General features: G+C 43.1%; 13 protein-coding genes and 2 tRNA genes. 9 read left to right on the forward strand and 6 right to left on the reverse strand.

Annotated elements, in window-relative coordinates; genetic code table 11:
• Window positions 1-139 precede the first annotated feature (139 nt).
• From phoA to ACIH2S_RS02865, 3 genes are all read left to right on the forward strand, one after another.
• Window positions 140-1,579 carry an alkaline phosphatase gene (gene phoA, locus ACIH2S_RS02855; RefSeq protein WP_036950188.1) on the forward strand — a complete coding sequence of 480 codons (1,440 nt, stop codon included), beginning with the start codon at window positions 140-142 and terminating at the stop codon, window positions 1,577-1,579.
• Window positions 1,580-1,767: 188 nt separating this feature from the next.
• Window positions 1,768-2,298 (forward strand): GNAT family N-acetyltransferase, encoded by a 531-nt coding sequence (locus ACIH2S_RS02860; protein ID WP_036950191.1) that lies wholly within the window; start codon window positions 1,768-1,770, stop codon window positions 2,296-2,298.
• Window positions 2,299-2,450: 152 nt separating this feature from the next.
• Complete coding sequence (locus ACIH2S_RS02865) at window positions 2,451-2,705, forward strand: DUF1435 family protein (protein ID WP_036950193.1); 255 nt, start codon at window positions 2,451-2,453, stop codon at window positions 2,703-2,705.
• A 109-nt stretch (window positions 2,706-2,814) separates the two neighbouring features.
• Here the strand turns inward: ACIH2S_RS02865 and ACIH2S_RS02870 are convergent.
• The 3 genes from ACIH2S_RS02870 to rsmC all read right to left on the reverse strand — a co-directional run bounded on the left by ACIH2S_RS02870 (window position 2,815) and on the right by rsmC (window position 4,383).
• A tRNA-Leu gene (locus tag ACIH2S_RS02870) sits at window positions 2,815-2,900 on the reverse strand.
• 209 nt (window positions 2,901-3,109) lie between these two features.
• A tRNA-Leu gene (locus ACIH2S_RS02875) sits at window positions 3,110-3,195 on the reverse strand.
• A 174-nt stretch (window positions 3,196-3,369) separates the two neighbouring features.
• Window positions 3,370-4,383, reverse strand: a complete 1,014-nt coding sequence (gene rsmC, locus ACIH2S_RS02880) for a 16S rRNA (guanine(1207)-N(2))-methyltransferase RsmC (RefSeq protein WP_349488012.1) — start codon at window positions 4,381-4,383, stop codon at window positions 3,370-3,372.
• A gap of 132 nt (window positions 4,384-4,515) precedes the next feature.
• On the opposite strand from rsmC, the gene ACIH2S_RS02885 reads away from it, so the two are divergent.
• Window positions 4,516-4,926, forward strand: coding sequence for a DNA polymerase III subunit psi (locus ACIH2S_RS02885; protein ID WP_036950197.1), 411 nt, complete (start codon window positions 4,516-4,518; stop codon window positions 4,924-4,926).
• Entirely contained in the window at window positions 4,895-5,365 is a 471-nt protein-coding gene (gene rimI, locus ACIH2S_RS02890) for a ribosomal protein S18-alanine N-acetyltransferase (protein ID WP_430248074.1), read from the forward strand. Before ACIH2S_RS02885 ends, rimI begins: the two co-directional genes overlap by 32 nt.
• Before the next feature lie 93 nt (window positions 5,366-5,458).
• Here rimI and ACIH2S_RS02895 read toward each other — a convergent pair whose 3' ends face one another.
• Window positions 5,459-7,021 carry a BCCT family transporter gene (locus ACIH2S_RS02895; protein ID WP_430248076.1) on the reverse strand — a complete coding sequence of 521 codons (1,563 nt, stop codon included), beginning with the start codon at window positions 7,019-7,021 and terminating at the stop codon, window positions 5,459-5,461.
• A gap of 292 nt (window positions 7,022-7,313) precedes the next feature.
• Between ACIH2S_RS02895 and ACIH2S_RS02900 the strand changes: the two genes are divergently transcribed.
• Genes ACIH2S_RS02900 through ACIH2S_RS02910 form a run of 3 tightly spaced genes read left to right on the forward strand, consistent with a single transcriptional unit; the run spans window position 7,314 to window position 10,885 of the window.
• Complete coding sequence (locus ACIH2S_RS02900) at window positions 7,314-8,441, forward strand: aromatic ring-hydroxylating oxygenase subunit alpha (protein WP_036950201.1); 1,128 nt, start codon at window positions 7,314-7,316, stop codon at window positions 8,439-8,441.
• Window positions 8,442-8,465: 24 nt separating this feature from the next.
• On the forward strand, window positions 8,466-9,914 hold the full coding sequence (locus ACIH2S_RS02905; RefSeq protein ID WP_154599531.1) for an NAD-dependent succinate-semialdehyde dehydrogenase: 1,449 nt from the start codon (window positions 8,466-8,468) through the stop codon (window positions 9,912-9,914).
• Window positions 9,915-9,931: 17 nt separating this feature from the next.
• Window positions 9,932-10,885, forward strand: a complete 954-nt coding sequence (locus ACIH2S_RS02910) for a PDR/VanB family oxidoreductase (RefSeq protein ID WP_036950203.1) — start codon at window positions 9,932-9,934, stop codon at window positions 10,883-10,885.
• A 62-nt stretch (window positions 10,886-10,947) separates the two neighbouring features.
• Here ACIH2S_RS02910 and ACIH2S_RS02915 read toward each other — a convergent pair whose 3' ends face one another.
• Window positions 10,948-11,853, reverse strand: a complete 906-nt coding sequence (locus ACIH2S_RS02915; RefSeq protein WP_036950205.1) for a helix-turn-helix domain-containing protein — start codon at window positions 11,851-11,853, stop codon at window positions 10,948-10,950.
• Window positions 11,853-12,797, reverse strand: coding sequence for a LysR substrate-binding domain-containing protein (locus tag ACIH2S_RS02920; RefSeq protein WP_036950207.1), 945 nt, complete (start codon window positions 12,795-12,797; stop codon window positions 11,853-11,855). Before ACIH2S_RS02920 ends, ACIH2S_RS02915 begins: the two co-directional genes overlap by 1 nt.
• A gap of 96 nt (window positions 12,798-12,893) precedes the next feature.
• Here ACIH2S_RS02920 and ACIH2S_RS02925 point away from each other — a divergent pair, with 96 nt between their 5' ends.
• Entirely contained in the window at window positions 12,894-13,964 is a 1,071-nt protein-coding gene (locus ACIH2S_RS02925) for a tartrate dehydrogenase (RefSeq protein ID WP_036950209.1), read from the forward strand.
• Window positions 13,965-14,458: the final 494 nt, after the last annotated feature.

The raw sequence follows: 14,458 nt of genomic DNA on the forward strand, positions 1-14,458 counted from the left end.
ATGGCTGCTATGTTTATGACAATCATCTTTATATCGACATAAAACCGTCATTCAACTGTCATCTGGCTGCTCTAGCATGCTGGTCAATTATTCGAAGTATATTCACTCTTCTTTTTATTGATTGGCAAGGATAAAAGTTATGACAGGTAATTTTATGAAATCTATGTTAGCCGTCGCTGTAAGTACGTTAATTTTAGGAACTGCAATCCCCGCTTATGCCGCGGATAAAAATGATGCAGTTTCAGAAAGTCGCGCTGCAAAAGGGGATATCACTAAGTTTGGTGGTGCTCGCCGTTTATCGACTGAACAGACGGATATCATGAAAGCGGCACTGCATAATGGTCAAGCAAAGAACGTCATTTTATTTATCGGCGATGGTATGGGGGATTCTGAAATTACCGTCGCACGTAACTATGCTGAAGGGGCTGGCGGTTTCTTTAAAGGAATCGATGCATTGCCAATCACTGGACAATACACCCATTACGCATTAGATAAGAAAACACAAAAACCAGACTATGTAACTGATTCTGCGGCATCTGCAACAGCATGGTCATCCGGTGTGAAAACCTATAACGGCGCTTTAGGGATTGATGTATTCGGTAAAGACCATGACACATTGATTGAAATTGCGAAACGTAATGGTAAAGCAACGGGTAACGTGACGACATCTGAAATCCAAGATGCAACGCCAGCGGCTCAGTTTTCTCATGTGACGGGGCGTAAATGTTACGGTCCTGAAGAGACCAGTGAAAAGTGTGCAACCAATGCGCTGGAAAATGGCGGTCGTGGTTCTATCTCTGAACAGTTAATGATCACCCGTGCCGATGTCACATTAGGTGGTGGTGCGAAAAGCTTTAAGCAGGAAGCTAAAGCGGGTGATTACAAAGGGAAAACCTTGGAAAAACAAGCGGAAGAGCGTGGATTCACTATCGTCCGTGATGCTAAGTCACTCGATGCAATCAAAGAAGCTAACCAAGATAAACCTGTGTTAGGTCTGTTCCATGATGGCAACATGACCGTGGCGTGGGAAGGCCCAAAAGCTACTTATCACGGTAACTTAAATAACGCAGCATTAGAGTGTAAACCGAATTCTAAGTTAGACCCGAATGCACCGACATTAGCGCAAATGACTGAAAAAGCGATTGATTTATTGAAAGTAAATCCGAATGGCTTCTTCTTACAAGTTGAAAGCGCTTCTATCGATAAGCAGGATCATAAAGCGAATCCATGTGGTCAAATCGGTGAGACTGTCTCGCTGGATCAAGCGGTACAAGTGGGATTAGATTTCGCTAAGAAGCACGGTGATACACTGGTTATCGTGACCGCTGACCACTCGCATTCTAGTCAAATTATTCCAGACGGAACTAAATCATCAGGCTTAACTCAAGCGCTGATTACTAAAGATGGTACCGTGATGACCGTAAACTACGGTAACTCTGAAGAAGAAGATTCACAGGAGCATACAGGTGCTCAGCTACGTGTTGCGGCCTATGGTCCACACGCCGCGAACGTGATGGGTCTGACTGACCAAACCGATTTGTTCTTTACCATGCGCGATGCGATGGGATTGAAGCAATAAACCAACCCCTGTAGTTAAAAGTTCTCTGCGGCAGGATGCTACAGAGAACTTTTTTGTTTATAAAGTCCAATAAATCCTCATTAAGTTTCCTTCTTCATGCCCTGATTTCTTTTTGATTGTGTAGCCTGTATGCTCTCTATGTATCCGATTTATATAGCCTTTATACAAGCATTAAGAGACTAATAAAAATGAGAATAACACGCGAGCTCACGCGGGATGAGATCCCAAATGTGTGGTCGATTGATAGAACTGAATTGATTGAACACCTTTATCTTCACCAACAAGGAGAGTTAGTTCTTTCTGCTCAACGCTTTGATATGAAAGGTTGGCCGGAAGGTGAAACGGATGCATACACCCCGCATTTGCTGGAAAGTTATGATAATGGCGCTGTTTTCTTTGGTATTTTTGATGATGAAAAACTGATCGCCGCAGCGAGTTTAGATAATGTATGGCGAGGGGAAAATCAGGATCTGTTACAGCTCTCTTTTCTTCATGTTAGTTACCAATATCGTGGTGAAGGGCTGGGCGGCCAGCTTTTCAAACTTTGCCAGCAGAGGGCGTTGGAGAAAGGCGCTGGTGGGTTGTATGTTTCTGCAACCCCTTCCGAAAATACGGTGCATTTTTATCAATATATGGGCTGTGAACTACTCGAAAAGCCCGATCCTGTGCTGTTTGCGCTAGAGCCTGAAGATATTCACTTTATTTGTATTTTTGAGTGATGTTTTTACTGTGGGGGAAATATTTTCCTCACAAAAATTTGATTGATTTTTATAGAAACGCAGATATGATTGATAATCATTATCATCTTTAACAAAATTATAGACTAATTATGAGTTAGCTAAAGACTCGTTAGCTATAAATGGGAGGCGTTATGGGAACTAGCGTATCAAAAGCAACAGGGTTGCGGCGTATTGGCGCTGGTTTGTGGGGCGTCTTCGCGGTGGTGTTACTGAGTATTATGTATTTGCTGAGCAATATGGGGTTTGATCCACTGAAAGTGGCAATGATCACCTTGATGATTGCGACGGCAGGCATGCTGTTTAATCGTGGCTCACGGCGTTTACTCATTATTCCAGCAGTAATGTCTTTAGGCTGCTTCTTGCTGATTTTTATTATGCGAAGCTAAGATTGTTTAAACGATATTTAGGTTAGGAATGTTGGTGGGCGAATGGCTATCGAGGATTGAACCTTTGAAGATTGAATTCTTGAAGATTAAGGTTACGAATCATTAACAGTGGTGCGAAAGGGGGGACTTGAACCCCCACGTCCATAGGACACTAACACCTGAAGCTAGCGCGTCTACCAATTCCGCCACCCTCGCAAATACTGTCAAAATTCTTTCTATTGATACTTGTGTATATCATGCTCAATACATAGATAATTGAAATTATGATATGAGCTTTCTTACTCAAAAGAATTTCAATTAGATAAAGGCGACAAACGCCGCTATTCCGTTGAGCATAGATAACTATGTGATACGGATAGCGAAGAGCAGTCAACGCATAGATAATTGAAATTATGAAGAGTAAGTGGTGCGAAAGGGGGGACTTGAACCCCCACGTCCAAAGGACACTAACACCTGAAGCTAGCGCGTCTACCAATTCCGCCACCCTCGCAATACTAACTCTTTTGCATAATTGCTCATGCATCAATAGTACGGTGCGGATTTTAGGCTAATTTGCGCAGACGTCAATAAATTTTTATCCGCGTAATTTTGTTTGATGAAAAAACGGTCAACTTAGAAAGTTGACCGTTAGAAACAAAATCGACAATGAGATAATTTCGTCGTTTTAGCGCTTAATGGCTTCGTAAACTTTGAATTTACCTGTCTTAGCCAGAACCACATGACCGCCAAACGCTTTATCCAGTAAGTCAGGATAAGGTAAAAATGCATTCGCCACGATCCGTAAGCGCCCACCTTTTTTCAGGTATTTAGGGGCTTGGAAAATAAGCGTTTCTACCGCGTTATAACTGGTGTTGATCCCATCATGGAACGGCGGGTTAGAAATGATCCAATCAAATTTATCATCAAGATCGGAATAAACGTCGCTTGGGATCACTTTTCCGGTCAGGTTGTTGGCTGCTAATGTTGCTGTAGCTGAATCAATCGCGGATGCGCTGACATCACTCAGGGTTAAGGTGACATCTGGATTTTGTGAGCCGATAACCGCGGCGAGTACGCCGTTACCGCAAGCCAGATCAAGCACATTACCGCTCATTGGCTCAGTCAATGTGGAGAGCAGTAAATCACTGCCGATATCTAACTCGTTATGGCTGAATACACCTGGAAGTGCATGAATTTTCACATTATCAACCTGATAGTTACGCCACCAGCGCTTAATATCAAATTCGGTTGGTTGCTCTAATTCACCGTAATAGAGCCCACAGCGGCGTGCGGAATCAATTTTTTTCAGTGTCGCAATCCCTTCCATTATCGCTTCGGCACTTTTTACGCCGCTGCGGTTTTCGCCGACGATAAAAATTTGGCTGCCAGCAGCAAGATGGGTACATAAATCATCAAGTTGGAACGCGGCTTCTTGTTTGTTCTTAGACCAAAAGTAAATTAAGGTGTTGCAAGGTTTAACGAATTCCGCGGTTGCTGTTGAAGCAAACAGAACATTTTCACCCAATGCCGGCTGTAAGTTTTTCCAGCGATGGTACTGGTTAGTGAGCACGCGCACGCTGGCGGCTTCTAAAATTGCACCAAGTTCATCCTGAATATCGCCTGCCAAAAGAACATGACGATCGGTAAAGTGCTCTAAATGGCGTTGAATAACTTCGCTGGCGGGTGTCAGTAATGACATATTCTGTCTATCTCCTAAAATGAATATAACCACGCGGACTACCTTACCAGAAAAAAGATAAATAGCATTGCTGTTGGCGCTATTAATCCCCTTTGATAAGATGTGGTTGTTAACTAACGACTGGGTAAAGCAATGACACGACGTGACAGACTTTTAGAACAAATGGGGATCACTCAATGGATGGTGAGAAATCCGACTGTGTTACGTGGTGAACGTGGTGTACGCATTCCTGAGTCGACTAAGCTTATTATTATCACTGATGAGAACCTTGATTTAAACAGCCAGCTGTTAAAAGATATTTTTCTCACAATGAAGATCGATGAGATTGACGTTGTGTGCATTAATTCCGATCAGCTCAAACTCATTCCAACACCAATAACAATACCTTGTTGGGTGATAGGGGATGGCATTCATCCCGAAGGTTCAAAAGTCACATTTCTTTCTCCTGTTTTGTCTGAACTGATAGCAAGCAGCAATGCTAAACAGGCACTATGGAAACAAATTTATCAATATGATGAAAATTTCAACACTCAAGCAATCTGATCTCGCGACAGCCTTCTTAATTGAAAAGTTAAGTCATGATTTTCCATGGACTGAGCGAGTTTTTTATGGAAACCAAGGTGAAAAATACCATAATCTAAAAATATCAGTTAATAATCAAATTGTTGGGTATGCAATAACTCAGTATGTATTAGATGAAGCTACGCTGTTCAATATTGCTATTCACCCTGATTTTCAAGGAAATGGCTATGGACGAATGCTATTAGAAAGATTAATTCACGATCTTGTTAATCGAGGGATTTCAACGCTGTGGTTGGAAGTGAGAGAGTCTAACGCTTCAGCCATTCATCTGTATGATAAACTTGGTTTTCAACAGGCGACAGTACGTAAAGACTATTATCCGACGAAAACGGGTCGAGAAGATGCGTTAGTACTGGCATTAACCTTGTTCAGCGAAGACATGTTTAGCCAAAAAGCGTAATACATTTTTCTAAAGAAAAACCACGGTAGCCTGAAGTGACCCGATAAAGTCAGCAGCTACCGTGGTTTTTTTATGCCTTAATGAACCTATAATTTACGATTTTTCTGTTTCCGTGAAGATAGGTTTTCTAAGGCGACCAACTTTTTCTCTCAGGCTCCTTTTTACTTTGACCGTGGTTTTGACTTCTTCATTCAAACCTTTATAGGTTGAGTAGCACATAATCAACATTAATACCGAAAGTGGAATTGCTGTGGCGACAAGTGCGGACTGCAAACCCGTTAGCCCTCCGGTCATGATAAGCACGATAGCAATTGCTGCAATTACCACTCCCCAGATAGTTTTGGTCACATGACTTGGATTTGGGTTACCATTTTCACTGACCATACCTAAAACGAATACCGCTGAGTTTGCTGACGTAATAAAGAACACCATCACCAAGACCATGGCTAAAATACTAATTAACGTCGGTGCTGGGAAATAATCTAAGAATTTAAACAGTGCAGACGTGACATCGGTTTTGACAGCATCCGCCAAGGCCACTTCACCGAGATTTTGGATAATATGGATGGCTGAGCCGCCCATCACCGCAAACCAAGCAAATGAACCTAATACCGGAATAAATACGGCACCAATCATAAACTCTTTGATTGTACGACCTTTGGAAATACGCGCCACGAAGCTACCCACTAATGGCGCCCATGCAATCCACCAGCCGAAGTAAAACAGTGTCCAGTTAGCAATCCAGGAACCATCATTATAAGGCTCAGTACGAAATGACATGCTGACGAAATTTTGCATGTAATCTCCGATACCTTGGAACAGTACTTTCAAGATAGTTTGTGTTGGACCGGCAAACAGAATAAACCCCATTAATGCGAAGGCAAGCAACATGTTGAGGTTAGAAAGATGCTTGATGGCGCCCTGCAATCCTGAAATGGTAGAAGCGATATAAATCACAGTCACAACGGCAATAATCGCGATTTGAATATAAATACTAACAGGCAAATCCCACAGATAATGCATTCCGCTGTTGACTTGTAGCGTACCAAACCCAAGGGATGTGGCGATACCAATCACAATGGATAACACGACCAGTACATCCACCCATTTTCCAATTGATCCTTTGATACGATCGCCAATTAATGGATAAAACACGGAACTTAATGAGGATGGTAATTTTTTTCTGAATTGGAAAAAGGCCAAAGAAACCCCGACTAAGGCATAACACGCCCAAGCCGAAACACCCCAATGCAGATAGACATATTGCATCGCCGTTTTTGCGGATTGCTCCGTCATCCCAGGTCCCATTGGTGGGCTGATATAGTAAGAAACGGGCTCTGCGACGCCCCAGAATACTAAGCTGATCCCTATGGATGCGCTAAACAGCATGCCGACCCAAGTGGCAGTGTTGTACTCCGGTTTGTCATTATCATCGCCTAAGCGAATATGACCAAATTTCGAAAATCCAAGGTACATACAGAAGCTAAAAAAAATGAATACAGCACCAAGGATAAACCAACCTAAGTTGTTATAGATAAAGCTCAGTGCAGAGTGTGAAAATGTTTCCAGTTTATCGGGAATAAAAGCCCCTAAGCCGATGAGGATCAGGCTAAAAGCGAGGGATACGTAAAATACAGACCTTTTATGATTCATCATACCTCTTCTCCAGTTGCTCACTTCTTTATTATCTCTTTTATTGAGTCGTTATTTTGCAGGTGATGCTTACTTTGGGTTTACAAAGAATAGCCGTGCAAAGATTGCATAGTCAACAAATAATTAACCAAGCATTAACATTGCGTTTGTGTATTTATTTTTTATCTGATTGAATTTTATGGTTAATAATTTTTTTTATAAAGCCTGATGATATTTTGTTTGATCATTATTGCGATCTTCGTTAACATCCGATCAAAATATGTTAACTATAAGTTTACAAAAAGAGAGGGCAATTATGAGCAATGCAGCTAAAGTCATTTCGATTAATGATCACCTTGATATAGATAATGCATGGACTATCCCTGCACGTTATTACACATCTGAAGACATTTTTGATTTTGAAAAAGAAAAAATTTTTGCTAATTCATGGGTTTGTGTTGGTCATGTGAGTGAGGTAAAAGAAAAAAATTCCTATATTACACGCCAACTAATTGGTGAAAGCCTTGTGATTGTTCGTGGTCGTGATGATGTTCTGCGCGGTTTCTACAATGTTTGCCCACACCGTGGTCATCAACTAATTAGTGGTGATGGCGGGAAAATGAAAAATGTGATTACCTGCCCTTACCATGCTTGGGCATTCAAGTTGGATGGGCAGTTGGCGCATGCAACCAACTGTGAAAACGTGAACAACTTTGAAGCGGATGCTATGTCATTAAGTTCTTTCCATGTGACTGAGCACGCAGGTTTTATCTATATAAACCTGACGGAAGGTGAACCTCAGCCAATTGAAGAGCAGCTACCTGGTTTAGCAGAAAAAATGGAAGAAGCGTGCGCGGTTATCAATGACCTGAAATTAGCAGCGCGCTTTGTTAGCCATACCCCAGCTAATTGGAAAACCATCGTTGATAACTACATTGAATGCTATCACTGCCCGACTAACCACGTTAGCTTTGCCAGTTCGGTGGATGTGAATGTGTATGAGCATTTGCTTAAAGATAATTGGACGGTACAAATCGGCAAAGCCAAGCCATCTGAATCTTCTTATCAGTTCGATGAGTCAGTATTAGACCCGCGCTTCTTTGGTTTTTGGATTTGGCCAAGCACCATGTTCAATATGCCTCCTGGCGGCGATTTTATGACGGTGATTTATGAATTCCCTGTGAATGCGGGTGAGACATTGCAGCATTACGATATCTATTTCCTGAATGAAGAACTGACTGAATATCAGAAAAATTTAGTGGAATGGTACCGCACGGTATTCCGCCCTGAAGATTTACGTTTGGTGGAAAGTGTACAAAAAGGTCTGCGTTCCCGTGGATATCGTGGTCAAGGGCGCATTATGGCTGATAGACAACGCAGTGGGATCAGTGAGCACGGTGTTGCTCATTTCCACAAAATTGTGGCTGGCGCTCATACGGAATAATCGCAAGGGATGGGAGATGTGACGATGAACAGGTTAAAACATGCCGCGCTATTTCGCCAAGCCTGCTATATCAATGGTCGCTGGGTGGAAACGGAGAAAACAATTCCCGTGACAAATCCTGCCTCTCAAACTGTGCTGGGCACCATTCCCAGCCTAACAGCAGCGCAGGTTGATGAAGCCATTGAACAAGCCCATGCCGCGATGGCGGGATGGAGCCAATTAACTGCGAAAGCGCGCTCAATTATTTTGCGCCGTTGGTTTGAGTTGATTGAGGCAAATATTGATGATCTTGGGTTGTTGATGACTCTTGAGCAAGGTAAGCCGTTGCATGAAGCAAAAGGCGAAATTCGTTATGCCGCCTCTTTTATTGAGTGGTTCGCAGAAGAAGGAAAACGTGTTTATGGGGAAACTATCCCACAAACCGTTGGAACTAATCGCCTTTCTACGATTAAGCAACCTATTGGCGTATGCAGTGCGATTACGCCATGGAATTTCCCTGCGGCGATGATCACACGCAAAGCGGCACCCGCACTTGCAGCAGGGTGCAGTATCATCATCAAGCCAGCTACAGAAACACCATTTACCGCATTGGCACTGGCTCAACTTGCCGATGAAGCGGGGATCCCTGCGGGTATTTTTAACGTGGTGACTGGAGAATCACGTTTTTTGGGGGAAAGGCTGACCAAACATGCGCTGATCAGTAAGTTTTCTTTTACGGGTTCCACCCAAGTGGGGCGTGTATTAGCGGAGCAATGTGCATCGACTATCAAGAAAACATCGCTTGAATTAGGTGGAAACGCACCATTTATTGTTTTCGAGGATGCGGATATTGATAAAGCGGTCACTAGCGCCATTCAAGCCAAATTCCGTAATGGTGGGCAAACCTGTGTCTGCGTTAACCGTTTTTATCTTCATGATGTCATTTTTGATGAATTTGAACGAAAGTTTGTGGCACAAGTAGCCAAATTGAAAGTCGGTAATGGCGTGGATGCTGGTGTGGATATTGGACCGATGATCACCATTAAGGCAATTGATGGTATGAACCAATTACTTGAGGATGCTCTCGCTAAAGGCGCCCGTCGAGTGACATTAGGTTCTGAAATTGAGGAGCATGGCCACTTTATCAATCCGAAAGTGCTGGTGGATGTCGATGATTCAATGGATATCGTCCACGAAGAGATCTTTGGCCCTATTGCTACATTGATTCGATTTAGTGATGAAGATGAAGTTCTCAGCCGTGCCAATAACACCATTTATGGTTTAGCCGCTTATTTCTTTTCTCGGGATGTAAACCGTATTTACCGAGTGGCTGAAAAGCTGCAAAGCGGAATGGTTGGGATCAATACCGGTTTGATTTCAAATGAAGTGGCTCCGTTTGGTGGGGTTAAACAGTCGGGGTTAGGTAAAGAAGGTTCCCATTATGGTATCGATGATTATTTAAGCATCAAATATCTGTGCCTTGATATTGCGTAACGGAAAAAGGAACTGTGATGAGCCAACAAAAAATAGCGGTGAATGTTAGCCGAATTGAACAGGTCAGCCCAACCATTAAAATGTTCGAATTCGTGGCGCAAAAAGGACAACTTAGCCCGTTTAGCGCGGGGAGCCATGTCACGGTTCATATGGATGAGCAAATTGGGCTACAACGTGCTTATTCATTAATAAGTGACCCTCAGCAGTGCGATCGTTACTGTATCTCTGTTTTGCGTGACCAGAACTCGAAAGGGGGCTCTGTTTTCATGCACGATAACATTGCGCAGGGGGATGCACTCTATTTATCCCCTGCGCAAAATTTTTTCGCATTAGCGCAAGCGCAGAGCAGCAAACATATTTTGATCGCTGGAGGGATTGGGATCACACCATTTTTATCCTACTTGTATGAGCTTGAGCACTCAGGAATGGATTTTGAGCTTCATTACGGGTTCAGTGATAAAGCGACGGCGGCGTTTGTCGATGAATTACAGGAACGCATTGGCTCCCGTTTATACACTTATGATAAATCCCAAGCTCAACGGATGCCTGTCGCCACATTAATCCAATCCCAACCTAAAAATAGCCATGTGTATGTGTGCGGGCCTGAAAGATTGATTAATGACGTGATTGAACAGGGCAATCAGCACCTTGGTAGCGCACAAGTGCATTTTGAAAATTTTGGCGAAGTGGCGAGTGAGGGGGATTCTTTTGAAGTGCATTTTCAGCGTTCAGGATTCAGTTTACAGGTTGCGGAAGACCAATCCATTTTGCAGGTTATCGAAGCGGATAAGCGTATAAAGGTGGAATGTATGTGCCGCAATGGCGTTTGTGGAACCTGTGAAACGGCAATTTTGGAAGGGGAAGCTGACCATCGTGATTTGTATCTTGACGATGATGAGAAAGCGGAGCAAAAAACTATGATGCTGTGTGTTTCTCGGGCGAAGGGGAAGCGGCTGGTGTTAGATTTATGATGGTGAATGTGTAGATTGATAGTGGAAAGCCCCAGTTTAATCACTGGGGTTTTTACTGATATTTACGAGGGTTTTAGTTCAAACATCAAGAAGGATTGATGCTCATCATTAAGATGATGATAGGCGGTGATCTGCTTGTCCTGAAACACAATTTGCCCACGACCTGTTTGGATAACATCGTCGAGCCACGTTTTATGATTAATGGCTAACTGATAGAGAAGGCGCTGTAAGGCTAAATAATCAATATCTGTTGATTGGCTTTTAAGATTGCTGGCGAGGATTTCTCCGGCTTTGTCGGTAAAGGCAACCAAATGTTGGAAGTGTGTCAGTAACACATCAAAGTAGCATTTGATTTTTCGTAGACGTAACTCATTGTTTTTTCGCTCAGTATTATCCAAGCTGATCCCAACTAATTTTGTGACTTTGCCGTTAGGTCCTTTAACGCCCGCGGCTCTGGATGTTATCCAGCGGTAGTCACCTTCCCAGTTGATTTTAAAATCCATTTCATGAGCACCGCCTTCTTTAATAATTTTGGAGTAACCATTGACCAGCTTATCTTTGGATGCCGGATCCATTAACGCCCAGAAATCTTCGTTGGTGGTGATTTTTATGCCATACACCGCTTCAACGTTATCGGAATAATTCAGTTCGCCAGTCAATAAATCCCATTCCCAAGTGACTATCTCCGCCGATTCTTGTAAATGTACTTCATTGATATTGCGTGTGCCGCCTACGCTGGACTGGGGATGTTGGGATTGCGTGTATTCACCATACTTGAGCCAAATCTTATCGACATCGAGTAAGTCTGCCAGCTTATTGAGGTTATCTTCGTCAATCATGCCGCCTTTTGTCCATTTATTGACGGCAGTACGGGAAACACCAAGCTGTTCCCCAACTTTTAACTGGCTCATTTTTTTCTGTTTTAATAGCTTGAGTAAGCGCTCTTTAAAAGTCTCTGGTTCGGTCATTAATGGGCATCCAATTGGTTATATTCATCCCCAAAGATGGGTGGTAAATGGGTGGCGAGATACTTTTCAAGATTTTCAATGAAAACTCTAAGACTAGCACTATTACGTAAACTACGTGAATAGACAGCAAAAACGTCAGCACCTTGATGCCATTGTGGTAGAACGCGCACTAATTTTCCTGACTGAAGTTCAGGAAGTACACTCCAAAGTGAACGTAATAAAATTCCTTCACCGCTGAGACACCACTGTTTGGCGACTTCACCGTTATTGACCATTAATTTACTATTCGGTGTGATGGTCATGCTTTCTTGTTGGTGCTCTAGTTTCCAGATTGCGGGAGCTTGATTGCGCTCTTTGATGGCAATGCACAAATGTTTCTGCTCTAGCTCTTGGGGCAAAGAAGGCTGTCCATATTTTTGAATATACGCAGGTGAGGCACAAAGTACTCGGCTATTGCGGGCTAACCGGCGTGCAATAAATTGATCCGAAATGGTGCCGCCAATGCAGATATCAAGATCGATGTTCTCACTGATGATATCGACAGAACGGTCCGTTAACGTCAGATCAATACCTAAAAGCGGGTAATCAGCACGTAATGCCAGAATAAAGGGATTCAGATAGGTGCTACCAAAGCCTGTACTGCAACTGATACGCAGCTCTCCGCTGATCTCCTCGCGGCAAGCTTGTAATTCTCCCTGCATACGTTCCAATTCTTCCAGCAACCGCTCACTACTACGCAGAACAATTTTCCCTTCCGGGGTCAATTGAATGGCGCGAGCATTACGGAAAAACAGCGTTTGCCCTAAGTTTTCTTCCAGTAATTTAATGCGTTTCGATATATAGGCTGGAGATACCAATAGTTGCTCTGCCGCTTGAGAGAAGCTCATCAATCGGGCGGCGGTGACAAATACACGGATATCTTCAAGCAAAGGTAGCTTGTTCATAGTTTGTAAACCTAGGGATTACAGTTCATGCCTATACTTTATCACAGCAAGCCATAAACTGGAGGACATGCATAGATAATAATAAGGGCGTTGAAAATGGCACAATTCAATATAGCAGTCATTCCGGGTGATGGAATTGGAACGGAAGTGATCCCTGAAGGATTACGTGTTTTAGAGGCAGCGGCGCAGAAGCATGGTGTAAAACTTAACTTTACACACTTTGATTGGTCGTGTGAAACCTATCATCGTACAGGACGCATGATGCCGGAAGATGGCTTAGAGCAACTGAAAAAATTTGATGCTATTTTCCTTGGTGCCGTTGGGTTTCCGGGGGTTCCTGACCACATTTCCTTATGGGGCTTATTACTACCAATCCGCCGTGCGTTTAATCAATATGTGAATCTGCGCCCAGTTCGTTTATTTGAGGGGATTAAATGCCCATTAGCGGATAAAAAACCAGGGGATATTGATTTTTATGTAGTGCGTGAAAACGTAGAGGGCGAATATTCTGCAATTGGCGGGATTCAGTATGAAGGGACGGAAGATGAAATGGTGTCCCAGCAAAGTATTTTTACCCGCAAAGGGACTGACCGAATTTTAAAATATGCTTTCGAACTTGCCCGTTCTCGGGATAAAAAACATTTAAGTTCAGCCACGAAATCCAATGGATTATTCCACTCCATGCCGTATTGGGATAGCCGTGTGGCTGAAATGGCAAAACAGTATCCAGATGTGAAAGTCGATCAATTCCACATTGATATTTTTGCGGCTAACTTAGTGAGAATGCCGGAATTTTATGATGTGATTGTGGGATCAAACTTATTTGGGGATATTTTGTCGGATCTTGGTCCTGCGTGTACGGGGACGATTGCCATTGCACCGTCAGCGAATATCAACCCTGAAAAACAGTTTCCATCGATGTTTGAACCGGTACACGGTTCTGCGCCAGATATTGCTGGGAAAAATATTGCCAACCCAATTGGGACTATCTGGGCGGCAGCGATGATGATGCAGCATCTCGGTTGTCAAGAAATGCACGATACGATCATGTCAGCGGTTGAAACGGCGATTCGTGAACGTCGTCACTTGACTCGCGATATGGGAGGAAATTCCAGCACACAAGAATTAGGACTAGAAATTGCTCAGTTAGTGGCAGCGTCGATGTAAATTTATTGGGCTCCATCCAGTGGGTGGAGCACCTAACATTTCAGGCTCTGATTGTTTATAACCCCAAGATCTGCGAAAATAACCGCCAATTACGATTAACAATACGGATTTGCTGCGCTTAGAGCCACCTCGAGCCTCTTCCTGATGCCCATACAAATCTGGATATAGACGAAAAGAACGGTTAAATGACAGATCAGAATTTTCTCCATGAAGTTAGCACCCGTAGAACGTTTGCTATCATTTCTCACCCTGATGCCGCCCAGCCTTTCAACGCTTAAAACCACCTTTCATTGCACACCACAATCACATCTCTACGTACTGAATTTAAAGGCTTTTTGTCTTTTTCTCGTTTCTTTGCTTTTCAATGATGTTCAAGCGTAACCTCGGAAAGTGTGTACAAACTTGAGTACAAATTCCGTTTTAGAGGCCTTTGGCGAAATTTCCATGACACAAATCTGGCTGTAGGCCTTGCTGTTACTGGTTTTGATGAAGAA

The organism is Providencia lanzhouensis, assembly GCF_050469745.1.
GTDB classification, from domain to species: domain Bacteria; phylum Pseudomonadota; class Gammaproteobacteria; order Enterobacterales; family Enterobacteriaceae; genus Providencia; species Providencia lanzhouensis.